The organism is Clostridium drakei (genome assembly GCF_000633595.2).
Taxonomy (GTDB): Bacteria; Bacillota; Clostridia; order Clostridiales; family Clostridiaceae; genus Clostridium_AM; species Clostridium_AM drakei.
Genome location: NZ_JIBU02000003.1, coordinates 125,745 through 152,233 on the forward strand (window position 1 = coordinate 125,745; position 26,489 = coordinate 152,233).

The window sequence follows — 26,489 nt, forward strand, 5'->3', positions numbered from 1 at the left end:
AAATATAGTAAAAGTTTTAAAATGAAATATAATTATGATAAAATATGGTTAATAATGTATAATAGATATAAAAATGTTTATTTATTAATAAAACATGGGGGAGTATTCTATGAAATACACTTTAAAGGATAGAATTAAGTTTGTTGAGCAAATTAATTCAAGCAATAAAACTGCAGTTGCCATATTCAGTTTCCCAGATTTAATTGTTTTAGAAGCAAACAAGAATTACTTGAACTTTTTAAACAATTCATATAATAAAATTGATAATATTATGGGCAGAAAGCTTGAAAGTATAGTAGAGAGTTATAAGGAAAGCACTTTAGAAAAGACTTTTAAAAATGTTATTAAAGATGGTAAACCATATTATGTTAATGAATTTAATTTTAAAGAGGAAGTTTATTGGGATTTATCTATGGTACCAGTATATGTTAATGGAGAAATAGAATGTGTAATTCAGAGTTGTGTAGATGTAACAGAAAGAGTTAAGAATAGAAATATTATGGAAAAGCAAGAAAGGGTTATTAGAGAACAAAAACAAGAACTAGAAAGTATTATTGAAAATATATCTGATGCTTTAGTAATTTTTGATGGAAATGGTGATTTTTCAATAGTTAATAAGGCAGCTAGAAATTATTTGTTTTATAGTAAAGTGCTAAATAATGTAAAAGAAGTTTGTGAACAAGTTGAATGTACTGATATGTATGGAAACTTGATTTCAGATGAAAGTTTACCTGCTGAAAGAGTCTTAAAAGGGGAAAAGCTATCAGCATATAAAATTTTTATGAAAATTAATAATAAAAGAATCAATGTAGAATTAAATGGAACTCCAGTATATAATAAACAAGGTGATTTTGTTGCAGGTATACTATGTTTCCGTGACATTACTGAAAAGGTAAAAAGTGAAGAAGACCTATTAATAAAAACTCAATATGGTTTGTTAAATAGGATGGTAGAAAATTTAGATTTGCCTGTTATAACGTTGTCTTATCCAGATTTAAAAATTACGCATATCAATCAAAAAGCTTATAAATTTATGAGTGGTTTAAAGCCAGGGATAAAATCAATATCTTCATTTAAAGGGAAAAATTATTGTGATATTATAACTAATTTTAATAAGTATATGTTACTTAAGCATATTAAAGATATAGTGAATAAGAAAGAAACCTCTTATTTAAAATATATAAGGTTGGTAGTAGATGGGGAAGAAGTGTTTGTAAAAAAATTATATCAACCAGTTTTGGGGCTTAATGGTGAATTAGCACAAGTAGTTGTAATTTTTATGGATGTAACTCAAGAGATAGAGGCTAAGCTTAAAATGGAGAAAACTCTTAAAATGCATGAACAATTTTTGACTAACATATCCCATGAACTTAAAACACCTTTGAATGTAATATTTAGTTCTGCTCAATTACTAGAGTTATATTTAAAAAATAAATCCATATCAGAGAATAAAGAAAAAATTATTAAAGATACTTATTTTATAAGACAGAACTGCTACAGGCTTATAAAGCTCATAGGAAATATAATAGATTTGTCAAAGATTGAATCTGGGTTTTTTAAACTAAATCTATCTAATGAAAATATAGTAAGTGTAGTTGAAGATATTGTTCAATCAGTATCAGAATATGTTGAGAGCAAAGGGTTAAGTATTATTTTCGACACAGATATAGAAGAAAAAATTATTGCTTGTGATCCTGATAAAATTGAAAGAGTTATACTTAATCTTATCTCTAATGCAATTAAATTTTCTGACCCAGGGGATGAAATCTATGTAAATGTTGTCGACAAAAATGAAACAGTTGAAATATCGGTAAAAGATAATGGTATAGGAATTGACAAAAATCATTTAGATGCTATTTTTGAAAGATTCAATCAAGTAGATAAGTCTTTCACTCGTAATGCCGAGGGAAGCGGAATTGGATTATGTTTAGTAAAATCAATAGTTGAATTACATGATGGGAAAATAAGTGCTGAAAGTAAACTAGGTGAGGGAAGTACATTTAAAATAGAACTTCCTTTAAGAGTAATAGAAAATGAAAAAAGTGTTGCAGAAAATAAATGTAACAGTAAAATTGAAATGATAAATATCGAATTTTCTGATATATATTCCATGTGATTTTGAAAATATTATCATTATCCTATTGACAATTAGGTCTTTATATTTTATTATATAAAATAAGTTTAAAAAGTAAAAATATTATAAATACAAAGAAAAGGATTAGTAAAAATGTTAATCTTTTTGAAGAGAGGGAATGGTTGGTGAAAAATTCCTAGAAGATCATTTTGAACCTACCTTGGAGTTCTGTACTGAAATAATAGTAGGATACAGCGGATAATAACCGTTAATAATTGAGAGAGAATATGTTTCATAGAAATATATTAAACAGGGTGGTACCGCCGATATAGTCTTGGTCCCTTATAGGGATTAAGGCTTTTTTTAGTTTAAAAATCTATAAACGCTTTTCATATTTTTAGTAAGTAAAAAATAATATATAATGCATTATTTTTATTTTAGTTGTCAAGGATGTTAAAGTAAGAAATTAGTAGTTATTGAATAAATTTGTTACAATTTATAGGAGGGTATTAAAATGGAAAAAGATAAGAAATTAGTAGAACAAATTACACCAATGGATGAAGATTTTGCACAATGGTATACAGATATAATAAAAAAAGCAGAACTTGCTGATTACTCAAGTGTTAGGGGCTGCATGATTATACGTCCTTATGCTTATGCAATGTGGGAAAATATTCAAGGTGATTTAGATAGAAGATTTAAAGAAACAGGACATGAAAATGTATATATGCCTATGTTTATACCAGAAAGTTTACTTCAAAAGGAAAAAGATCATGTTGAAGGTTTTGCACCAGAAGTTGCATGGGTAACTCAAGGTGGAAATGAAGAATTAACTGAAAGATTATGCGTACGTCCTACATCAGAAACATTATTCTGTGAGCACTATGCTAAAACAGTTCAATCATACAATGATTTACCAAAATTATACAACCAATGGTGTTCAGTTGTAAGATGGGAAAAAACTACACGTCCTTTCCTTAGAACTACAGAATTCCTATGGAATGAAGGTCATACTATACATGCAACTCAAGAAGAATCAGAAGAAGAAACAATTAAAATGTTAAATGTATATGCGGACCATGTTGAACAAATGCTTGCAATTCCTGTTATAAGAGGTGAAAAAACTGAAAAAGAAAGATTTGCAGGCGCTATAGGAACTTATACTATAGAAGCTTTAATGCATGATGGAAAAGCACTTCAAGCAGCTACTTCTCATAATTTTGGAACTAACTTTGCTGAAGCTTTTAACATGCAATATACAGATAAAAATGGTAAATTACAATATGTTCATCAGACATCATGGGGAATAACTACACGTTTAATAGGTGCAATAATAATGGTTCATGGAGATGACAGTGGACTTAAACTTCCACCAAGAATAGCACCAATTCAAGTTATTATAGTTCCTATAGCTCAACATAAGGAAGGCGTTTTAGAAAAGGCTGTTGAATTAAAGTCAAAAATATCTAAGATAGCTAGAGTAAAAGTTGATGATAGCGACAAAATGCCAGGTTGGAAATTTGCTGAATATGAAATGAAAGGTGTTCCAATCCGTTTAGAAATAGGACCTAAGGATATTGAAAAAAATCAAGTAGTACTTGTAAGAAGAGATAATGGAGAAAAGATAACAGTTTCAATAGATGAAATAGAAACAAAAATACCAGCACTTTTAGATGATATACACAATTCTATGTTTGAAGCTGCTAAAAAGATTAGAGAAGAAAAAACTAGTTCTGCAATAAATATGGAACAATTTAAAGACATAGTTGAAAATAAAACAGGATTTGTTAAAGCTATGTGGTGTGGAGACAAAGCTTGTGAAGATAAAATTAAGGAAGAAACTGGTGCAACATCTAGATGTATTCCATTTAAGCAAGAAAAGATATCAGGTACTTGTGTATGCTGTGGTAAGAAGACTGATCAAATGGTTTACTGGGGAAGAGCATACTAAGAATAATTTAAATATTATAAATTAAAATGTATATTAAAAAGTCTACTGAAAATATTAAACAGTAGACTTTTTAGATTCAGAATTTAAACATAAAGTCTAGTTATAGGATGCATATAATAATGATTTTTTAATTTTAATTTTTAGATGTTAAAAAACTTTTATATAATGTAAAATATCGTTATAATTTAAGTATAAGGTGTGTGAAAAATGCATTTTGTATATTAAGTTTTAGTTGCTATTTTCTTTCTCATACCTAATAAAAGTTAAAGGGAGAATTTTATGTTTAAAAGTGTAATATTAGAAAAGGCTGAAAAGCTAAAAGATAAACTCATAACAATTAGAAGAGACATACACGCTCATCCTGAAATAGGTATGCACGAAAATAGAACAGCTAAGGTAATAGCGGATAAGTTAAAAGAACTTGGAATAGAAGTTCAGGAACATGTAGGTGGTACAGGAGTAGTTGGATTATTGAGAGGCAAGGAGTCAGGAAAAACTATACTTTTAAGGGCAGATATGGATTGCCTTAGATTAAGAGAGGAAAATGATATAAAATATAAGTCACAGTATCCTGAATTCATGCATGCTTGTGGACATGATGCTCATATATCTTGGCTTATCGGAGCAGCTTCAATTCTAGCAGAATTTAAAGATGAATTTAGTGGAAATGTTAAGTTCTTGTTTCAACCAGCAGAAGAAGGTGCTGGCGGAGCGGAAAAAACTATACATAGTGGAGTTTTAGAAAATCCCAAGGTAGATGTAGTAATAGGTGCTCATGTATGGCCAGGAATAGCAGCAGGAAAAATAGGTATAAAGCCAGGACCTCTTATGGCAGCTTCAGATAATTTTAAAATAGTAATACATGGAAAAGGTGGGCATGGAGGTCAGCCGCAAAAATGTATAGACCCTATAGCTGTAGCATGCGAAATATACATGGCACTGCAAACTGTAATAAGTAGAAAAGTAGATCCATTAGAGCCAGCTGTTATAAGTATTGGAAAGTTTAATGCTGGTTCAGCTCATAATATAATACCAGATAGGGCAGAATTAGAAGGAACAATAAGAACGTTAACTTATGAAGTGAGAGAAAAGATGCCAGCAATGATAGAATCTATTATAAAGGGGATAAGTGAAGCTAATGGAGCAGAATATGAATTTAACTTTACTCCTTATCATGCTCCTGTTGTAAATGATTATGAAATTACTACTATGCTAGGAAAAGCTGCTAGTAGAGTAGTAGGAGCCAAAAATGTAATCATAGTAGATAAACCAACTATGATAGGTGAAGACTTTTCTAGCTTTGAAGAAAAGGTTCCTGGAACATTTTTTTGGGTTGGAAATCTTAATAAGGAAAAAGGAATTACTGAGCCACTTCATAGTCCAGAATTTAATGTAGATGAGGATATAATATACAAAGCTGCTGCCATATTTGCGCAATTTGCACTCATATATTTAGATGATTAAAATTAAATAATTGTTTATAAATACTATAGATAAAATATATTTATTGATATAATATATAGTGTAAAGTTAAAAAGATTGTATAGTGGAGGCTAGATATGTTTAATAATAAAAAGTTCGATGGCAATAAAATAAAGTATGGTATTTATTATGCCATTGTTGTAGCTATTGTAATATTTATTTTAAATGATTACGTAGTGAATTTAAAAACACAGCATATTCAATATAGCGAATTTATAAATTATGTAAATTCAAATAAAATTGAAGAAGTGCAAATTTCAAAGGATAAATTAATAGTTATACCTAAGGTTAAAAGTGGAGAAAGCAAAAAGACATTATACACAGAAAGATTAGATGATAATGATTTAATAAAAAGACTAGATAATGCAAAAATTACATATGGTGGAGTGCCTCAAGAAAACAGTCCTATAAGGAGTTTCTTTATAAATTGGATATTACCAGTTGCAATTTTTATATTTTTAGGAAGACTTTTATTTGGAAAATTAGATAAGAAAATGGGAAGCGGTGTTATGTCATTTGGAAAGAACACGGCTAAAATATATGCAGAAAGTCAAACAGGTGTAAACTTTAGTGATGTGGCTGGACAGGAGGAAGCTAAAGAATCTTTGATAGAAATAGTAGATTTTTTACATAAACCTGAGAGATATACAGATATAGGTGCAAGGCTTCCTAAAGGTGCTCTTTTAGTAGGTCCTCCAGGAACAGGTAAAACATTACTAGCTAAAGCAGTAGCAGGAGAAGCTAAAGTGCCATTTTTCTCTATATCGGGTTCAGCTTTTGTAGAGATGTTTGTAGGTATGGGGGCTTCAAGGGTAAGAGATTTATTTGAACAAGCACAACAAAAGGCACCATGTATAGTGTTTATAGATGAAATTGATGCTATAGGTAAGAGCAGGGACAATAATGTTAGTGGAAACGATGAAAGAGAGCAAACACTGAATCAATTGTTGGCAGAAATGGATGGATTTGATTCTTCCAAAGGAGTAGTAATTTTAGCAGCTACTAATAGACCAGAAATATTAGATAAGGCTCTTTTAAGACCAGGAAGATTTGATAGAAGGGTCATAGTAGATAGACCAGATCTAAAAGGAAGAGAAGAAATACTAAAAGTACATGCTAAAGGAGTTAAAATAGCTAATGAATCTGACTTGAATTCTGTTGCTAAGGGTACTCCAGGTGCAGTAGGAGCAGATTTGGCTAACATAATAAATGAAGCAGCACTTAGAGCAGTTAAAAATAATAGAAAAGAAGTAATTCAAGAAGATTTAGAAGAGGCAATAGAAGTAATCATTGCAGGTAAAGAAAAGAAAGATAGAATATTATCAGATAAGGAAAAGAGATCAGTTGCTTTTCATGAAGTTGGTCACGCACTTGTAGCTGCTTTATTAAAAAATACTGATCCAGTACACAAAATAACTATTGTGCCAAGAACTATGGGAGCTTTAGGATATACTATGCAGCTACCAGAAGGCGAAAAGTATCTTACAACTAAAGAAGAAATGATGGATCAAATATGTGTAATGTTAGGTGGAAGAGCTGCAGAAGAAATAGAGTTTAATACAATATCTACAGGTGCAGCTAATGATATTGAAAGAGCAACTTCATCTGCAAGAAGTATGGTAACTATGTATGGAATGAGTGAAAGATTTGACATGATGGGACTTGAATCTATTCAAAATAGATATTTAGATGGAAGACCTGTGCAAAATTGCAGTGTTGAAACAGCATCGGTAATTGATGAAGAGACTTTAAAAATAATAAGAGAAAGTCATGAAAAATCTAAAAAGATACTTTCAGATAACAGAGAATTGCTTACTAAGATATCAAATAGACTTATGGAAAAAGAAACTCTTATGGGTGATGAGTTTATGTCTATGGTAGAAGAAGAAAAAAATTTAAATGAATTATCATTAGAGTAGAATTGGTGGAGAATATTATGGAAAATAATGAACTTGAAAAAGAATTAAAGAGAGAAATAGAATTAAATTTAGAAAAAGAAAAGTTAGAAGAGATTCTTGAAGAAATAAAAAGTCAGATTTTAAGCTTTATACAAAAGAGAAAATATATTTCAGATTATATAGTTAGATTTAGAAAAAAGAAACTTGAAGAATATAAAGATGATGAAGACGAAATAGTAAAGTATTTTGACCATGAAATATTTGTAAAAGAAGAGGCATTTAAATTTATAGATAGAAAACTAAGAGAGCTTAATATTCTTAGTAGCTCTCCTTATTTTGGAAAGATAGTTTTTGAAGATGAATATGGAATAGAAACTGTATACATTGGAAGATTTGGTATGGATAAAGATGAAGAGTATGAACCAATTATTGTGGATTGGAGATCACCTGTAAGTGCTTTGTTTTATGCAGAAACTTTGGGAGAAGCAGTTTACAAAGCACCAATGGGAGAAATAAAAACTAGTATTTTATCTAAGAGACAGTTTATAATAAAGAGAGCTAAACTACTAGGATTGTTTGATTCTAGTATTGATGTTAAAGATGAAGTACTACAAATGGTATTGAGCAAAAATGCTGGTGAAAAGTTAAAAGATATAGTAATGACTATACAGAAGGAACAAGACGAAATAATAAGACAGTCTAGAAAAGGAGCTGTAATAGTTGACGGGGTAGCTGGTAGTGGTAAAACTACTATAGCGCTTCATAGGGTTGCATATTTGTTATATAATTATAGAACTATATTAGAAGATAAAGTTTTAATACTTGGTCCGAATGGCATATTTATGGACTATATTTCTACAGTTTTACCAAGTTTGGGTGAGGTAGGAGTAAAACAGTTTACTTTTAAAGAATTTGCAATGGAGCTTTTAGATTTAAATTATATAATGGATTTTAAAGAATATATGGAAAAAATATTGAAAGAAGATAAAAGTTTTATTGAAAATGTAAAATATAAAGAGTCTACAAAATACATTGAAGAGCTTGATAACTTGATTAAAAGGTTAGATTATGAATATTTTAAAATAAAGGAAGTTAAATTTTATGATAAGGTTATAGCAACTAAAGAAGAAATTGAAGAAATGTTTTGTGTCTATTTTAAAGATATGCTTTTGTTTAGAAGAAATAAAAAAATAAAAAGAATATTAATATCTAAAATTAAGGATGAAAGAAATGTTTTAGTTAGAAAAGTAGAAAAAGAATACAAGGAATCAATTGAAAAATTATCTAAAGACGAATTGGAAATTCATCAGAATAACTTAAGCTTTGTAAGAAAAAATAAAATAAGAGATATTATAAGACATGTAATAGAAACAAAAAATGAAATGAAGTGGATTAACGCTTCGGATGTTATTGAGATTTATAAGGAATTTAACAAGAATGAACAATTTATTTATGATGATTTAGCAGCTATATTGTATTTGAAAATCAAGCTTGAAGGCTTAAAATATAAAAAAGAAGTAAAGCATATTGTTATAGATGAGGCACAGGATTATTCAATGCTTCAATTTGAAGTGCTAAAGCATCTTACAGGATGTAAATCATTCACTATAGTTGGTGATAGTAATCAAAGAATAGTTCCTTTTGAAGGGGAGATTGCTATGCTTCAATTGAATAAAGTATTTAGTGATTTTGATATTTACAATTTTAATTTAAATAAAAGCTATAGGTCAACAAGAGAAATTATGAGTTTTGCAAATAAATATTTAAAAAGTAATAAAACTATTCCTTTAGTGAGAAACGGTGAGAAAGTTCTGGAAAAACAGGTAAATAACCTAGATGATTTAGTAGACAAAATAGTAGAAAATGTTGTAAAATTAAAGGAGAAAGAATATGAAAGTATAGCAGTTGTTTGCAAAGATTCAGATACAGTGGAAACTTTGGGTAGACTTATAAAAGAAAAAATTTATATTTCTATATTAAATGAAGAAAATATGATTTATTCTGGAGGAGAAGTAATACTGCCATCTTATTTTGCTAAAGGTTTAGAATTTGATGCTGTTATATTAATAGATGATGAAAAATTTAATAATAAAGAGGACAAATTAAAATATGTAATGGCAACAAGAGCCTTGCATGAATTATATGTATATAGAACTTCCTCGATAAAATAAAAAAGCTTTCAATATTTATTGAAAGCTTTTTTACAATATTCATTAAATAGCAGCAACTATGTGTTTAAAGTGTAATTAACAGTATAAAAAGTTATGAGAAAGGAAATGATCAGCTAATGAATAAGAGTTTGGAATTGATAATGAAAGCCGAAGAAAAGCACAATTTAAGCAAAAATGAAATAGTAAGATTGCTTAAAGATGATGAGTGTAACAAACAACTTTTTAATGCAGCAGATAGAGTTAGAAAGAAATATGTTGGAGATGAAGTTCATTTAAGAGGGCTTGTAGAATTTTCTAATATATGCAAAAGGGACTGCTTATATTGTGGACTTAGAAGATCTAATAAAAATATAAAAAGATACAGATTGACTCCAGATGAAATAATAGATTTAGCCAAGAAGGCTAAAGACTATGGTTATAAAACTATAGTGATGCAATCAGGTGAAGATGAATATTATACAGTGGAAAGATTAAAATATATAATATCCAATATAAAAAAATTAGATGTAGCCATTACTTTAAGTATAGGTGAGAAAACTATAGAAGAATATAAATCCTATAAAGAAGCTGGAGCAGATAGGTATTTAATAAGAATAGAAACCACTGATAAAAAAATATATGAGGATATGGATCCTGGTATGAGCCATGAGGAAAGAAAAAGATGTTTAAAAGACCTTAAAAACTTAGGTTATGAAGTAGGAACAGGATGTCTTGTAGGTCTTCCAGGTCAAACTATAGAATCATTAGCAGATGATATTTTGTTTTTTAAAGAAATAGGAGCAGACATGCTAGGAATAGGACCATTTATTCCTAATGAAGATACACCTTTAGCAAAAGAGAAGGGTGGAGAGTTAGAGCTTACATTAAAAGTTATGGCAATCATCAGGCTTCTTATGCCAGATACTAATATACCTGCAACTACTGCTATGGAGACGATAAATAAAAACGGAAGAATTATAGCTCTTCAAAGTGGAGCAAATGTAGTTATGCCAAATGTGACAGAAGGTGAATACAGGAGATTATATGCACTATATCCTGGAAAAATATGTGTAGGAGATACTCCAGCACATTGCAGGGGATGTATTACTGGAAAAATAGAAGCAATAGGAAGGACTATCTCACAATCAAAGGGATTTAGGAGTAAAAGAACATTTTAGTAAAATAATTTGAAAAAGTTAAATATGAAATAGTAATCTTGTATACTAGAAAAGAAAATTTGTTGATAAAAAGTAAAGGAGTAAGAGAATGATTAAAAGAAGTAGTGGCATTTTAATGCATATTACATCTTTACCAGGATTATATGGAATTGGAACTTTTGGAAAGGAAGCTTATAAATTTGTTGATTTCTTAGAAAAGTCATCACAAAGTTACTGGCAGATTTTGCCTCTAGGTATTACTGGAGAGGGTGATTCACCTTATCAATCATTTTCAGCATTTGCAGGTAATCCTTATTTTATAGATTTAGATTTTCTTACCCAACAAGGACTACTTAGCAGAGAAGATTACGAAGATATGAACTTTGGCAGCAACTGTATGATAGTGGATTATGAAAAGATATTTAATAATAAAATGCCTATTTTGAGACTTGCTTTTGAAAAAGGTAAATACACATATGAAAATGAAGTAAGAGAGTTTAGAAAAAATAATAAATTTTGGGTAGAAGATTACTCGTTATATATGGCTATTAAGTGCAAATTTGGATTAAGGTCTTGGCAGGATTGGGATAAATCTATTAAGTTGAGGAATAAAGAAACAATAGATAATTATAGAGAAGAATTAAAAGATGAAATAGACTATTGGATATTTTTACAGTATTTATTCTTCGATCAGTGGTTTAATTTGAAAAAGTATGCCAATGATAAAGGAATTAAAATTATTGGAGATATACCTATTTATGTGGCGGAAGATAGTGCCGATACATGGGCAAATAGTGAGATCTTTATGCTTGATGAAAATAAAAAACCTATAGCAGTTTCTGGATGTCCTCCCGATGCCTTTTCTATTACAGGGCAGTTGTGGGGAAATCCTATATATAATTGGCTTCAGTTAGAAAAGGTTAATTATAAATGGTGGATGGAAAGAATTAAGTTCAATAGCATGCTATATGATTTAACGAGAATAGATCATTTTAGAGGATTTGAATCCTTCTGGGAGGTACCTTATGGAGAAAAGACAGCAGTAAATGGTGCCTGGGTAAAGGGTATAGGAATAAAAATGTTTGATGCAGTCAAGAAAGATTTAGGAGAAGTAGATATTATAGCAGAAGATTTAGGATATATAACACAAGAAGTTATAGATTTTAGAAATGCTTCAGGGTTTCCTGGAATGAAAGTATTGGAGTTTGCTTTTGATGCTAGGGAGCAAAGCGATTATTTGCCACATAATTATGATAAAAACTGTATAGTTTATACTGGCACTCATGACAATGAAACTGTAATGGGATGGATGGAAAATACCAAAAAGGAAGATGTAGATTTTGCTAAGAAATACTTCAAATTAGATGAAGAAGAAGGATATAACTGGGGATTTATAAGAGGTGCATTAAGTTCCGTTGCCAATTTATCAATAATTCAGATTCAAGATTATCTGGGACTTGGAAATGAAGCTAGGATGAATATTCCATCAACTATAGGTGGAAACTGGCAATGGAGAGTGGAAAGAGAAATGTTAACTGATAAATTGGCTGAAAAGATAAATAATATAACAATGTTGTATGGGAGGTAGTTTTAAGGGTGTTAAGAGATTATTATTAAAAAGAATTGCATTATTAATATAATATTGGTATAATATTTAACAAAGTTTATTATAAACTTGTTTTGATTGTTATAATTATGGGATAATTTTATTTTTCAATTAAAGGATAACTAATTCATTCATATCTTAAATTTTTTAATAGGAGATTAAGTATATGAAAGAATTTAGTATCAATACAAAAATTTATTTTGGAGAAGGCTCTTTAGACAGACTAAGTGAAATTAAAAATAAAAGAGTACTAATTGTATGTGATAAGTTTATGGAAACTTCAGGTATTGCTGCAAAAGTGCAAGGAAAACTTGTTGATTGTGAAGTATCAGTATATAGTGATATAGTACCTGATCCATCTGTAGAAATAATTGCAAGTGGTATTCAGAAATTACAAAATTGTAATGCTGAAATTATTATAGCTCTTGGTGGAGGTTCATCAATTGATGGAGCTAAGGCAATAAAAGAATATGCGAAAAAAGTTACTGGAGGAGTTTCTTCTATAGAAGAATTTTATGCTATACCTACTACAAGTGGTACAGGATCAGAAGTAACAGAATACGCAGTAATTACAAATAAACAAGAACAATTGAAATATGCTCTTGCAGACAAATCACTTCTTCCAACAGTAGCGATTCTTGATCCCGAGCTAGTAAAATCTGTTCCTAAAGCTATAACTGCTGATACAGGAATGGATGTAATAACACATGCTATGGAAGCTTATGTTTCAAAGAATGCTACTGATTTTTCAGATGCTCTTGCAGAAAAAGCTTTTACTTTAGCTTTTAGATTTTTACCACAGGCTTATGCTGATGGAAATGATTTAATAGCAAGAGAAAAACTTCATAATGCATCATGTCTTGCTGGAATAGCTTTTAATGCTGCTGGACTTGGAATTACTCACAGTTTAGCTCATGCTGTGGGAGGAAAATTACATGTTTCTCATGGCAGAAGCAATGCTATTATACTTCCTCATGTAATTGAATATAATGCTAATTTAAATAAAGGTAATTTTAATGTTGAATTTGGATTAGCAGCTAAGAAATACCAAAGACTTGCTAAATTGTTAAAACTACATGCTACAAATGTAAGTATAGGTGTTAACAATTTAATTAGAAGTGTTGTAGATCTTCAAAATACATTGATGATTCCAAAAACATTGAAGGAACATGGTGTTGATATGAAGTTAGCTAATGCATGTAAAGAGGAAATTACCAGTGCAGCTTGCAAGGATATATGTACAACAACAAACCCTAGAGAGGCCACAGCTAAAGAATTGTTAAATATTTTAGATAAGATTTTGGAATAAAATATTGTTTTTAAAACCACTCGTTGGTGAGTGGTTTTTTGTGATACAAAAAAGTGTTGAGAAAATCTTTGAAATAAAATATAATTTAAATAATAGTGAAAAAAATTTAAAAAAAGGAGAGTAATTATGGCTGGGGAACTATATTCTATAGGGAAAGTTGAAGAAATTTGTAAAATAACAAAAAAGGCGCTAAGATATTATGACAGAATGAATATATTATCACCAGATAAAGTAAGTAATGAAAATGGCTACAGATATTACAGCAAGGAAAATTTATTGACTGTACCTGTTATAAGATATTATAAGCAGAGTGGGTTCAAATTGGAAGAAATGAGGGCTTTTCTAGAGGGAACAACTTATGATTTCGTTGATAAAAGCTTTAGGAAAAAGATTGATGAATTAGAAGAACTTGATAGAGAGATAAACTTAAAAATAAGATCAGTCAAGGATTGGCGTGATCTTATAGTTGAGGCACAGATGGTTCTCGAAAATAATGTTTGTGATGTGGCTATAAAGTATATAGATAACAAAAAATTAGTATTTTTAAATCAGGATTTTCAATATGATTATATGGATTCTATAATTAATATAGAGTTTAATAATTATATAGATAGAATAAATAATGCAATAACAGGACCTGTGATAATAGCTTTTCCATCATATAAAGATAAAATGAATGGGAAATGCAATAAGATGAAAATAATGCAGCAAAATATTTTAAAATGTAAAGAGGAAGAAACCATTGAGTATGGTGGCTGGATGGCAGCTTCTTGCTATCATATAGGAGCTCACGAGAATATTGATGAAACATATAAAAAGATAGAAAAGTGGACTGAAGAACATGGTTATAAATGTTCCGAGGAATGTTATGAAAGATATGTAACAGATTATTGGACTACTAAAAATACTGATAAATATGTAACAGAGATTATGATTAAAATTAAAAGATAGAAGGTATAAGCAGTAAATAATTATTTTAAATGATTATTTACTGCTTATATTTTTTTATTTAGTATATTAAAAACATTAACCGTAGGGGAAAGTATATTTATGAAATATACTTGGTATTGTGAAAAATATACCAAGATTACTTTATATAAATTTCATAATGTGGATAATAAAGTAATTGAAATCGATTAAAAAATTAAAATGTAAAGCTAAATACAGCGTAAATATAGAGTTTTAGTTTTTGTTAGAATATTCTTGTGAAATTTGTATTGACTTTACCCTATAGGGAAAGGAATATAATTTACTTACATTAAGGAAAAGCATTAAAAGATATGAATGAAGAGTTATTTAATAATTTAAAGATTTGAAATATCCCAGATCATGACAATCATAAAATATTCCCATTACAAGGTTCTATTTAAAGAAGGCAGCATAAAAAGTATCAATTAAATATATGAAAGGAGTTCTATTTATGGAGAAAGTTTCAAAGGCTATGTCCTCAGAAACGATTGTTGAAAAAAATAATTTAAAATCTAATTTTCTTAAAAAAGGTATTTCAATAGCTCTTTTTTCAGGTCTTATGTACGGATTTTATTCAGCATTTTTAACCATGGGAATGAAGAAAGGAATATGGGCTGACTGGTATGGTGGCAATAAAGCAGGTTTATCTGCAATTGTTATAACATACGTATTAGCTGCACTTGGTAGTGCGGTAAACGATACCTGCAGTGCTCTTTGGGCAGTGGGGTATGCAACTTTAAAAGGTAAGATTGGAGATTTTTTTAGATGTCTTAAGACTAAGCCAGGTGGTGTGATGATATTAGCGGCTCTTATAGGTGGACCTATCTCAAGTACGGCTTATGTAGTAGCTTTGCAAATGGCAGGTTCTATTGTTATTCCGATTACAGCACTTTGCCCAGCAATTGGTGCAATTCTAGGAAGAATATTATTTAAACAAAAGTTAAACAAACGTATGCTTGTTGGTATTGGTATTTGTGTTTTATCTAGCTTTATGATTGGTAGTACTAGTATTGGTGGCGATGCTCCGAAGGGAATGTTCTTAGGACTTTGTATTGCTTTTATAGCAGCTCTTGGATGGGGATTTGAAGGCTGTGTAGCTGGATATGGTACATCAATGATTGATTCAGAAATTGGTATTACAATTCGACAAGCAGTATCTGGACTTTCAAATTTATTAATATTAGTACCTCTATTTAGTTTGGTATTTGGAAATGGAATTAAGTTCTCTACAAATTTAACTATTCAGGCTTTTACAAGTGGGCCTGCAATGATATGGTTTGCATTAAGTGGTCTTTGTGCTTTCGTTTCCTATATGAGCTGGTATAACGGCAATAGCATGTGTGGAGCTGCTCTTGGTATGGCATGTAATGGTACATATTCTTTCTGGGGACCATTTTGTTGTTGGATAGTTCTTGGAGTAATGGGTGGCATGCAAGGATGGACTTTACCTCCAATAGCTTGGATTGGAGCTGTAATAATGATGTTTGGTATTCTCATAATAGCTATGAATCCAATGGATTTGTTTAATAAAAATGAGACAGCATAAAATGTTTACTATCGTGCAGAAGAAGATGATGCTGCAATTTTAATATATAAAAGTAACTAAGATAAAAAAAGGTTAATTGAAAGGAGTTTTAATTTTATGAATGAAGTTTCAAAAGCAGCAATAGTTGCAAAGAAGAAATTAACAAGTAATTTCTTCAAGAAAGGTATATCCCTAGCTTTATTTTCAGGACTTACCTATGGAATGTATACAGCATTCTTAACCATGGGAATGACAAAAGGAGTATGGGGAGATTGGTATGGGGCTAATACAGCAGGATTATCAGCATTTGTATTAGCATACTTAGTTGCAGCACTTGGTAATGCAATAAATGACTCAGTCAGTGCTGTATGGGCAATTTTATATTCAGTAATTAGAGGTAAATTTGGAGACTTTATAAGATGTATTAAAACAAAACCAGGGCGTGTCATGATATTAGCAGCTCTAATTGGAGGACCTGTAGCTGGTACAGCTTATGTTATAGCTCTTCAGATGGCTGGCTCAATAGTCGTTCCGATATCAGCACTATGCCCTGCAATTGCAGCAATACTTGGCAAAATATTATTCAAACAGAAATTAGATAAACGTATGGCCTTTGGTATTTTAATATGTGTATTTGCTAGTTTCTTAATTGGAAGTACAAGCTTTGCCAGTGGTGCAGCTTCAACAAAAACTTTTATTGGATTCGGTATAGCTATTATAGCAGCTCTTGGATGGGGATTTGAGGGTTGTGTAGCTGGGTATGGTACAGCAATGATTGATTATGAAATTGGTATTGCTATTCGTCAAGTAACCTCAGGTATAGCTAATTTATTTATTGTAGTTCCAGTTTTAGGAATAATGGCTGGCAAAGCTGGTATTTCTTTTAATCTTGCAGCACAGGCATTTACAAGTGGCTCGGCAATGGGATGGTTTATACTAAGTGGTCTTTTATCAGTTATTACTTTCATGACATGGTATGCTGGAAACAGTATGTGTGGAGCAGGACTTGGTACTGCATGTAATGGTACATATTCCTTCTTTGGGCCATTATTCTGTCTACTATTGTTAGGCGTTTATGGAGGAAAGGATGGATGGTCATTACCTTCAGTTGCTTGGATTGGAGCTGTAATAATGATGTTTGGTATCCTTACAATATCTATGAATCCACTTGACTTGTTTAGAAAAAAAAATGATATGGGAGGTTTAACAGATGAAGCCGCTTAATTATGCTATTTTGAAACACTTTACTGAAGTTGAAGAAGCTTCTGCTGATAATGTTATAGAAGCATTAAAAGGAGAATATGGAAATTTTAGAGCTCTAAAAAAGAAGGCTGTAATCAATGCGTTAATGACAGCTGAAGCAAATGGCCTTATTGAAGAAACAAGATTTGAATTAGATGAAAGTGGAGAATTAGTTGTTTATTATCATGCTCATGAAGATGGAGCTGCAACAATAAATAAATATATTAAAGATTAATAAAATTTAGTGTAGTTGTTTAAATAATTTAAAACATATATATCGCAAAATAGGAAGGAGAATATGTAATGAGATACTACGGAGAAGAGGCATTAGGCCTTATTGAAACATTAGGTATGGTTCCTGCAATTGAGGCTGCAGATAAAATGTTAAAGGCAGCTAATGTTGAACTAATATCATATGAAAATGTTGGTTCTACACTTGTTACAATTATGGTAAAAGGTGATGTTGCTGCCGTTAAAGCTGCTGTAGAAGCAGGAGCTGTTGCAGCTTCAGCAATAGGAAAACTAACAGCGCAAAATGTTATGCCAAGACCAATTAAGGATATTGGAGAAATTGTTTCAATCTATGATGTTGATCTATAAAAATAAATTGGGAGAGAGGAACTATATATGAGCAGATACAAAGCTTTAGGTTTAATAGAAACGTTTGGTATAGTCTATGTTTTGGAGGCAGCAGATGCAATGTGCAAAGCTGCAGATGTTGAATTAATTGGATTTGAAAATGTAGCTTCTGGCTATATTTCAGTACTAGTTCGTGGAGACGTAGGAGCATGTAAAGCAGCTGTAGAAACTGGTGTAAAAGCCGTTGAAGATATGGGGTCTGAAGTTTACAGTTCAGTTGTTATTGCAAGTCCTCATGAAGATCTTGATAAAATAATAAAACGCTATTCACTTGAAACTTTGAATCCTTAATATAAAACTGATAAGGGAGAGAGAAAAATGAGAATTATTGATAATGATTTGCTCTCCATGCAAGAAGCGAGAATTCTTGTTGAAAATGCTCGTGAAGCACAAAGAAAATTAGCGACTTTCTCGCAAGAAAAGCTTGATGAGATAGTTGAACGTATGGCTGAAGAGATTGAAAAACATTTAAAGGAACTTGCTAAAGTGTCTAATGAAGAAACTGAATATGGAAAGTGGGAAGATAAATATATCAAAAACTGCTTTGTATGCAGATATCTGAAAAATAGACTTAGAGGCATGAAGTGTGTAGGGATAATTAGTGAAGATAAAGTAGGAAAGACAAAAGAAGTTGGAGTGCCAATGGGTGTAATTATAGCCTTTTGTCCATCTACAAGTCCTGTTTCTACAACTATATATAAGGCATTAATTGCAATTAAATCAGGAAACGCGATTATATTTTCACCTCATCATAGAGCTAAGAACACGATTGGTAAAACAATTGATATTTTAATTAGAGCTGCAGAGGGAGTAGGACTTCCAGAAGGTGCTCTTGCATATTTGCATACAGTAACTCCAAGTGGTTCATTAGAGCTTATGAATCATAAAGATACTTCTCTTATAATGAATACGGGAGTTCAGGAAATGCTTGATGCAGCTTATAAATCTGGCAAGCCAGTAATTTATGGTGGTAATGGAAACGGTCCAGCCTTTATAGAGCGTACAGCGGATATAGGAAGAGCCGTTAAAGATATTATTGATAGTAAAAACTTTGATTATGGAGTTGTATCCAGTGCTGAACAATCAATTGTCGTTGATAGTTGTATTGCAGCTGAAGTAAAAGAAGAACTTCAAAGAAATGGTGCATACTTTATGACAGAAGAAGAATCCGAAAAATTGGCAGCTACCTTCTTAGAGAGAGATGGAAGTACAAACCTAGACATAATAGGTAAATCACCACAATATTTAGCGAAAAATGCTGGGTTTAATGTTCAAAAGGACACAAAACTTCTCATCTGTAAGCAAAAGTTTGTTTCACCAAAAAATCCTTACTCAAAGCAAAAGTTATGTCCTGTATTAGCCTTTTATATAGAAGATGACTGGATGCATGCTTGTGAAAAATGTATAGAGCTGTTGCTTAGTGAAAGACAGGGACATACCCTTATTATACATTCCAAGAATGAAGAAGTTATTCGACAATTTGCACTAAAAAAACCTGTTGGTAGAGTGCTTGTTAACACTCCAGGTACTTTTGGAAGCATGGGAGCAACTACCAATCTATTTCCATCAATGACTTTAGGGAGTGGTTCTGCAGGGGATGGAATGACTTCGGATAATGTTTCACCTATGAACTTAATATATGTACGTAAAGTTGGATATGGAGTTCGAAGTGTAGATGAACTTGTTAAAACAGTAAATATTGAAGGCAATAAATTAAATTCAAATGAAATAGATAATATCAAGTTATTAGAGGATGTTTTAAAAAAAATTATAGGTAACTTAAAATAGAAATCATATTTAAAATATGAAATATGTTAAAGAATGCGAGGTAATTAAAGTGGATATTCGTGAATTTTCAAATAAGTTTATGGAAGCTACTAAAGGCATGTCTGAAGAAGAACGTGCAGGTTTAATGAAGATGTTTTCAAGTGTTTCTAAAGAAATAACAAAAGAAGAACCAGCTCATATACATGTTGCAGGGAATAATAATGGGAAAATTCCAGATGGAATAACAGAGCGTTTAGTTAAGTTAAAGGAAACTTATTTAAAGCATGTTCCAACTATAACAACTCATCGTGCAAGAGCTATTACTAAAATAGCTAAAGAAAACCCTGGTATCCCTAAGTCAGTTTTACGTGGTAAGTGTTTCAAACATTGTTGCGAAACTGCACCACTTGTAATTCAAGACAATGAACTTATTGTTGGAGCACCAAATGGGGCGCCTCGTGCAGGAGCATTTTCTCCTGATATAGCTTGGAGATGGATGGTTGATGAAATTGACACAATAGGAACTCGTCCACAAGACCCATTTTATATCTCAGAAGAAGATAAGAGAGTCATGCGTGAGGAATTATTCCCATATTGGCAAGGTAAATCAGTTGATGAATACTGTGAAGATCAGTATCGTGAAGCTGGAGTATGGGAACTTTCAGGAGAATCCTTTGTTTCAGATTGTTCGTATCATGCAGTAAATGGTGGAGGAGACTCTAATCCAGGATATGACGTTGTCTTAATGAAAAAAGGTATGCTTGACATAAAAAGAGAAGCAGAAGAAAAATTAGCTAAACTTAATTATGAAAAGCCAGAAGATATAGATAAAATCTATTTTTATAAATCATTAATTGATACTGCTGAAGGTGTTATGATATATGCCAAACGTATGTCAGATTATGCAGCAGAGCTTGCTGCAAAGGAAACCAATCCTAAGCGTAAAGCAGAACTTCAAAAGATTTCTGAAATAAATGCTAGGGTTCCAGCACATAAGCCAACTACTTACTGGGAAGCAATCCAAGCGGTTTGGACTATAGAATCATTACTTGTAGTTGAAGAAAACCAAACAGGTATGTCAATAGGACGTGTTGACCAGTATATGTATCCATACTATAAGGCTGATATCGAAGCTGGACGCATGACTGATTTTGAAGCATTTGAACTATCAGGTTGTATGCTTATAAAAATGTCTGAAATGATGTGGATAACAAGTGAAGGTGGTTCTAAGTTCTTTGCAGGCTATCAGCCATTCGTTAATATGTGTTTAGGTGGTGTTACTAGAGAAGGCCGTGATGCTACAAATGATTTAACTTATCTTTTAATGGATGCAGTTCGTCATGTTAAAATATATCAACCATCTTTAGCATGTCGTATACACAAAGCTTCACCACAGAAATATCTTAAGAAAATAGTTGATGTTATTCGTGCAGGTATGGGATTCCCAGCATGTCACTTTGATGATGTTCATATAAAAATAATGTTAGCTAAAGGTGTTTCTATAGAGGATGCAAGAGATTATTGCTTAATGGGATGTGTTGAACCGCAAAAGTCAGGAAGATTATATCAATGGACTTCTACAGGATATACTCAATGGCCTATATGTATAGAACTTGTTCTTAACCATGGTGTACCATTATGGTATGGTAAACAAGTATGCCCAGATATGGGGGATTTAGGTAATTTCAAAACTTATGAACAGTTTGAAGCAGCTGTTAAAGAGCAAATTAAATATATAACTAAATGGACAAGTGTTGCTACAGTAATTTCTCAACGTGTTCACAGAGACCTTGCACCAAAACCACTTATGTCTATGATGTATGAAGGTTGTATGGAAAATGGTAGAGGAGTAGAAGCAGGTGGAGCTATGTATAACTTCGGACCTGGAGTAGTATGGAGCGGTCTTGCTACTTATACAGATTCCATGGCAGCTATAAAAAAATTAGTATTTGATGATAAAAAATATACATTACAAGAAATGAATGAAGCTCTAAAGGCTGATTTTGTTGGATATGAAAAATTAAGAAAAGAGTGCTTAGATGCTCCTAAATATGGTAACGATGATGATTATGCAGATTTAATTGCTGCTGATTTAATCAACTTTACTGAGCAAGAGCACCGTAAATATAAGACATTGTATTCAGTGCTTAGCCATGGTACTTTATCAATCTCAAACAATACTCCATTTGGACAATTAACTGGAGCTGGAGCCAATGGACGTAAAGCATGGACTCCGCTATCAGATGGTATAAGTCCATCTCAAGGATCAGATTATAAAGGACCTACTGCTATAATTAAATCTGTTTCAAAGATGAGTTGCGAAGATATGAATATAGGTATGGTTCATAACTTTAAGCTAATAGCTGGTCTTCTTGATACACCAGAAGGTGAACAAGGAATTATTACATTATTACGTAGTGCATGTGCTCTTCAACTTGGAGAAATGCAGTTTAACTATTTAGATAACAATACTTTACTTGAAGCACAAAAGCACCCAGAAGAGTATCGTGATTTAATAGTTCGTGTTGCTGGATACAGCGCATTCTTTGTTGAGTTATGTAAAGATGTTCAAGATGAAATTATTAGTAGAACTATGCTTACACATTTCTAAGTATAGAACTGAAATTTTGATTTGTAGTGAATCGGTTAAGCAGGCATCCGAAATCTGTGATTTTGTGATGGTCGCTTACTCATTCGACTAGAAGGAGAAGGAGTTTCCTTTAAAAGAAGAAAGAATTTCATTAAATATATATTAAAAATCAGCATGAATAAAATTGGAGAATGAAAAATATGAGTAATGGAACTTTAGGTGTAATTGAACGAAAAGCTACGATTTTTAATATACAAAAATACAATATGTATGATGGAGATGGAGTAAGAACTTTAATATTTTTTCAAGGTTGCCCTCTTAGATGTAAGTGGTGTGCAAATCCTGAAGGAATGATTAAAAAAAATAGAGTTATGTTTAAAAGTAATTTATGTGTTGATTGTGGGGCTTGCGTTTCTGTTTGCCCTACAGGCATACACACTATGAATAGTGTAACTTTAAAGCATGAAGTTAATAATGATATTGATTGTATTGGATGCGGTAAGTGTAAGGATGCTTGCATTAAATCTGCTATATCAATAGTTGGGGAAGTAAAAACCATCTCTGAACTTTTAAAAATCGTAGAGGAAGATAGAACTTTTTATGAAGTTTCTGGTGGTGGAGTTACATTAGGTGGCGGTGAAGTTTTAATGCAGCCTGAAGCTGCAAGTAGCTTGTTAATGGCATGTAAGCAATCTGGGATAAATACTGCAATTGAAACTTGTGGTTATGCAAAACTGGAGTCAGTACTTAAAGTTGCAGAATTTACAGACTTATTCCTATTTGACATTAAGCACATTAATTCTGATAAACATTTTCAATGGACTGGCGTTAGAAATGAACAGATTTTAGAAAATCTTAAAGAATTACTTCATCGTAAATATAATGTTAAAATTCGTATGCCATTACTTAAAGGTGTAAATGATCAAAGAGAAGATATTCAAAAAACAATGGAGTTTTTAAAGCCATATAAAGATTACAGAAACTTTAAAGGAATTGATTTACTTCCATATCACAAAATGGGCGTAAATAAATATAAACAATTAGGAATGGAATATCCTATAAAAGATGATCCAAGTTTGACTGATGAGGATTTGAATAGAATAGAAGAATGGATTAAACAGTACGATTTATCTGCAAAAGTAATTCGTCACTAAATAATTTTCAAATAGATAATTAAGATGGAAGGTAAGATTTATGGGAGATTTTTCTGATAGGAATATACAGCGTATCATACAAGAATCTGTTCCAGGAAAACAGATTACTATAGCACATGTTATTGCATCTCCAATGCATGATATATATGAGCGTCTTGGAATTGATGAAAAAGGAGCAATAGGTATTTTAACTCTTTCACCTTATGAAACTGCTATTATTGCAGCGGACATTGCCACAAAGGCTGCTGATGTGGAAATTGGATTTTTAGATCGTTTTACAGGGTCTGTGGTAATAAATGGTGATGTACAAAGTGTGGAAACAGCACTTAATGCAGTAAATGATACGCTGAAAAGTATGCTTGGATTTACTCCTGCTCCCATCACAAGAACATGAGAAAAAAACGAATAATGGTAATTGGTCCCTCAAGATGTGGTAAAACTACTTTAGTTAATGCATTAAATGATTATGATGGACCATTAAGGAGAACACCAGATTTGATTTATGGTAAAAATACCATTGATGTTCCAGGTGCCTATATAGAAAATGCATGGATGTATAAACATATAATTGCAGCAGCTCAGGATGCAGCTTATGTGCTTATAGTAGTTGATCAGTCTAATTGTACTGAAATATACTCCCCTGGATTTGCAAAATCTTTTAGATGTCCAGTGATTGGAGTTATAACAAAATGTGATCTTATGCTTGAAAATAAAGAGAAATGTGTAAGACAACTAAAGAATATAGGAATATTGGAACCATATTTTTACATTAGTTTCAAAGTGGGAACAGGAATTGATGCCTTAAAGAAGTATTTATTTGAAAAAGGTAAGGAGTAAAGGTCTATGATCAAATTTATTACCGAAGAGTATTTAAGAGATTTATACAGAAAAGAACCTTTTGATACCTATAAGTTACAACAGGGACAACGCCTTACACCTGGAGCAGCTCAATATTTATCTGATAAAAAAATAAAATTGATTACTGATGATTCAAAGGAAAAGCCTCATAATCAAATAAAAGCTGTGAAACAGGTAGAATCGGTAAAGCAAGATGAAAAAATTAATTCGAATTTAAATTTTAGCTTAAAAAAGAAGCTTTGTTGTAAGTTGAGATCTATAGAGGCAACATTTCTTGTTACTAGCAGTGAAATATTAAAAGAAGATATTAGTTTAGCACAAAATGTTATAAGTTTGGGTAGAAAAATATCAAATATAAGAAATGTTGTGGAAGGAAAAGGTACGCTTGAACCCGTTTTTTTTAAAGAGTGCACTGACATGAATTCATTAAATTTCACAACTGAGCTTGAAGATTGTTTTGAAATAACAGAATTTCATATGCAGCTTGATAAAAGCAATGTAATATTAAAAACCCATGTACTTCGTTGTGCTTTAAGAGAACTACACTTTGAAATAATTGATGCTTATGAAAATGATGATGACGATTTAAAAGACAGAATTATAAATAATGTTAATTCAATAATTAATTCGCTGTCACAATTGATTTGTTCAGCAGTAGGAGGAAAACAATGTCAGAGAAAAATCTAACTTTTGAATATTGTGATCAAATGGTTAAAAAATTCGAAGAAGTTATAGAAAAACCAATACACAATAACTCTTCTGTTTATTATACAGGTGTAGATTTAGGAACTGCATGTGTAGTGCTAGCAGTTTTAGATGAAAACTATGAGCCTGTTGCAGGGGCATATAGATATGCTGATGTAGTTAGAGATGGCATGGTTGTGGATTATATTGGAGCAGTAAAGCTTGTTAAAGAGCTTAAACAGGAGATTGAAGAAAAACTTAATATAGAACTTCTTTATGCTGCAGCAGCAATACCACCAGGAACAGACTCCTTAGATGGTGGAGCAATTAAAAATGTAGTTCAAGCTGCAGGTTTTGAATTGACAAACCTTTTAGATGAACCTACTGCTGCAAATGCTTTACTTAAAATTGAAAATGGTGCAGTTGTAGATGTTGGTGGTGGAACAACTGGGATATCAGTGCTCAAAGATGGAAAAGTTATTTATGTTGTTGATGAACCTACAGGTGGTACTCATTTTTCATTAGTTATTTCGGGTGCATATGGAATGGCTTTTAAAGAGGCAGATAAATTCAAAAGAGATAACAAGAATCATAAAGAAATTTTACCAGTATTAAAACCGGTAGTTGAAAAAGTAGCATCAATTATTAATTATAATATTAAGAATTATGATGTTAAGGAAATTTCTTTAGTAGGTGGTACTTGTTGTTTAACAGGAATGGAAGAAATAATTGAAAAAAAGACAGGAGTTTATACACATAAACCTAAGAATCCTATGTTTGTGACACCACTTGGTATAGCCTTAAGCTGCACTCAAGATATTATTGAGTAATAAGGAGAGTGTTTAAAAGTGGATTTTAGAATAATAAAATCGCCTTCTGAAAGCACTAAAGACATTCTAAGAAGACGAATGGGTGGAAACTGTAAGACAGATTTAGATAACAGCGATGCAATAGGACTTGTTCAAGGTAAGCTTATTGATATGATTTATGCTGCGGATATTGCTGAAAAGGCTGTTGGAGTTACCGTTGAAGATATAAGAGGAACGTGTCCTCAACATATGGTTTTAATCGGAATTTTTGGTGACACAGCATCTGTACAATCTGCATTGGATGAAATTAAATTTAAAATGAAAGAGGTAAAAGCAATATGATAGCAGCAAGGCTTATTGATAATATATGGGCAACTAGGAAAGCAGACTCGCTTAATGGACTTAAATTTATGCTTGCAGAGGAAATCGGAGGAACAGATGCAGGAAGAAGATTTATTGTTGTGGATAACATTGGTGCAGGTATTGGAGACAGAGTCATAGTTAGTACTGGATCATCTGCACGAAGAATGTTAGGAAATGATGATATTCCTGTAGATGCAGTTGTTATTGGGATGATTGATGAAGATTGTAATTTTGGATAAGTTCAGAATCCATAAGAGTTAGC

The 26,489-nt window shown here is 31.5% G+C and carries 23 protein-coding genes and 1 other annotated feature; all 23 genes read left to right on the forward strand.

Annotation, left to right across the window (positions count from 1 at the left end; translation table 11 throughout):
• Positions 1-109: 109 nt before the first annotated feature.
• The 23 genes from EG57_RS0201635 to EG57_RS0201745 all read left to right on the forward strand — a co-directional run bounded on the left by EG57_RS0201635 (position 110) and on the right by EG57_RS0201745 (position 26,466).
• Entirely contained in the window at positions 110-2,116 is a 2,007-nt protein-coding gene (locus EG57_RS0201635) for a sensor histidine kinase (RefSeq protein ID WP_032075566.1), read from the forward strand.
• Between the two features lie 83 nt (positions 2,117-2,199).
• Positions 2,200-2,420, forward strand: a binding site (T-box leader).
• A gap of 168 nt (positions 2,421-2,588) precedes the next feature.
• The gene (proS, locus tag EG57_RS0201640; RefSeq protein WP_032075567.1) at positions 2,589-4,025 is read left to right on the forward strand and encodes a proline--tRNA ligase; all 1,437 of its coding nucleotides are present in this window, start codon (positions 2,589-2,591) and stop codon (positions 4,023-4,025) included.
• 279 nt (positions 4,026-4,304) lie between these two features.
• Entirely contained in the window at positions 4,305-5,489 is a 1,185-nt protein-coding gene (locus tag EG57_RS0201645; RefSeq protein ID WP_032075568.1) for a M20 metallopeptidase family protein, read from the forward strand.
• Between the two features lie 95 nt (positions 5,490-5,584).
• Complete coding sequence (gene ftsH / locus EG57_RS0201650; RefSeq protein ID WP_032075569.1) at positions 5,585-7,426, forward strand: ATP-dependent zinc metalloprotease FtsH; 1,842 nt, start codon at positions 5,585-5,587, stop codon at positions 7,424-7,426.
• Between the two features lie 17 nt (positions 7,427-7,443).
• Positions 7,444-9,576, forward strand: a complete 2,133-nt coding sequence (locus EG57_RS0201655; protein WP_032075570.1) for a HelD family protein — start codon at positions 7,444-7,446, stop codon at positions 9,574-9,576.
• Between the two features lie 116 nt (positions 9,577-9,692).
• Positions 9,693-10,733, forward strand: a complete 1,041-nt coding sequence (hydE, locus tag EG57_RS0201660) for a [FeFe] hydrogenase H-cluster radical SAM maturase HydE (protein WP_032075571.1) — start codon at positions 9,693-9,695, stop codon at positions 10,731-10,733.
• A gap of 88 nt (positions 10,734-10,821) precedes the next feature.
• The gene (gene malQ, locus EG57_RS0201665) at positions 10,822-12,300 is read left to right on the forward strand and encodes a 4-alpha-glucanotransferase (protein ID WP_032075572.1); all 1,479 of its coding nucleotides are present in this window, start codon (positions 10,822-10,824) and stop codon (positions 12,298-12,300) included.
• A 184-nt stretch (positions 12,301-12,484) separates the two neighbouring features.
• Complete coding sequence (locus tag EG57_RS0201670; protein WP_032075573.1) at positions 12,485-13,627, forward strand: 1-propanol dehydrogenase PduQ; 1,143 nt, start codon at positions 12,485-12,487, stop codon at positions 13,625-13,627.
• A 126-nt stretch (positions 13,628-13,753) separates the two neighbouring features.
• Positions 13,754-14,578 (forward strand): MerR family transcriptional regulator, encoded by an 825-nt coding sequence (locus EG57_RS0201675; RefSeq protein ID WP_032075574.1) that lies wholly within the window; start codon positions 13,754-13,756, stop codon positions 14,576-14,578.
• Positions 14,579-15,047: 469 nt separating this feature from the next.
• A complete protein-coding gene (locus EG57_RS0201680) occupies positions 15,048-16,142 on the forward strand; it encodes a membrane protein (RefSeq protein WP_032075575.1) in 1,095 nt (364 codons plus the stop codon).
• Positions 16,143-16,238: 96 nt separating this feature from the next.
• Positions 16,239-17,345 (forward strand): membrane protein, encoded by a 1,107-nt coding sequence (locus EG57_RS0201685; RefSeq protein ID WP_032075576.1) that lies wholly within the window; start codon positions 16,239-16,241, stop codon positions 17,343-17,345.
• Positions 17,332-17,598, forward strand: a complete 267-nt coding sequence (locus tag EG57_RS0201690) for a hypothetical protein (protein ID WP_032075577.1) — start codon at positions 17,332-17,334, stop codon at positions 17,596-17,598. Before EG57_RS0201685 ends, EG57_RS0201690 begins: the two co-directional genes overlap by 14 nt.
• Positions 17,599-17,666: 68 nt before the next feature.
• Positions 17,667-17,963 (forward strand): BMC domain-containing protein, encoded by a 297-nt coding sequence (locus EG57_RS0201695; RefSeq protein ID WP_029159460.1) that lies wholly within the window; start codon positions 17,667-17,669, stop codon positions 17,961-17,963.
• 27 nt (positions 17,964-17,990) lie between these two features.
• Positions 17,991-18,293 (forward strand): BMC domain-containing protein, encoded by a 303-nt coding sequence (locus EG57_RS0201700; RefSeq protein ID WP_007059297.1) that lies wholly within the window; start codon positions 17,991-17,993, stop codon positions 18,291-18,293.
• A gap of 27 nt (positions 18,294-18,320) precedes the next feature.
• A complete protein-coding gene (locus EG57_RS0201705; RefSeq protein WP_032075578.1) occupies positions 18,321-19,790 on the forward strand; it encodes an aldehyde dehydrogenase family protein in 1,470 nt (489 codons plus the stop codon).
• A 49-nt stretch (positions 19,791-19,839) separates the two neighbouring features.
• Entirely contained in the window at positions 19,840-22,380 is a 2,541-nt protein-coding gene (gene cutC / locus EG57_RS0201710) for a choline trimethylamine-lyase (RefSeq protein WP_032075579.1), read from the forward strand.
• A gap of 179 nt (positions 22,381-22,559) precedes the next feature.
• Positions 22,560-23,513, forward strand: a complete 954-nt coding sequence (gene cutD, locus EG57_RS0201715) for a choline TMA-lyase-activating enzyme (protein ID WP_032075580.1) — start codon at positions 22,560-22,562, stop codon at positions 23,511-23,513.
• A gap of 40 nt (positions 23,514-23,553) precedes the next feature.
• Complete coding sequence (locus tag EG57_RS0201720) at positions 23,554-23,907, forward strand: BMC domain-containing protein (protein ID WP_029159464.1); 354 nt, start codon at positions 23,554-23,556, stop codon at positions 23,905-23,907.
• Positions 23,904-24,350 (forward strand): EutP/PduV family microcompartment system protein, encoded by a 447-nt coding sequence (locus EG57_RS0201725; protein WP_032075581.1) that lies wholly within the window; start codon positions 23,904-23,906, stop codon positions 24,348-24,350. Before EG57_RS0201720 ends, EG57_RS0201725 begins: the two co-directional genes overlap by 4 nt.
• Before the next feature lie 6 nt (positions 24,351-24,356).
• Positions 24,357-25,058, forward strand: a complete 702-nt coding sequence (locus EG57_RS0201730; RefSeq protein ID WP_032075582.1) for an ATP--cob(I)alamin adenosyltransferase — start codon at positions 24,357-24,359, stop codon at positions 25,056-25,058.
• Positions 25,040-25,885, forward strand: a complete 846-nt coding sequence (gene eutJ / locus EG57_RS0201735) for an ethanolamine utilization protein EutJ (RefSeq protein ID WP_032075583.1) — start codon at positions 25,040-25,042, stop codon at positions 25,883-25,885. Before EG57_RS0201730 ends, eutJ begins: the two co-directional genes overlap by 19 nt.
• An 18-nt stretch (positions 25,886-25,903) precedes the next feature.
• Complete coding sequence (locus tag EG57_RS0201740; protein ID WP_029159468.1) at positions 25,904-26,206, forward strand: BMC domain-containing protein; 303 nt, start codon at positions 25,904-25,906, stop codon at positions 26,204-26,206.
• Complete coding sequence (locus EG57_RS0201745; protein ID WP_029159469.1) at positions 26,203-26,466, forward strand: EutN/CcmL family microcompartment protein; 264 nt, start codon at positions 26,203-26,205, stop codon at positions 26,464-26,466. The genes EG57_RS0201740 and EG57_RS0201745 overlap by 4 nt, the downstream gene beginning before the upstream one ends.
• Positions 26,467-26,489: the final 23 nt, after the last annotated feature.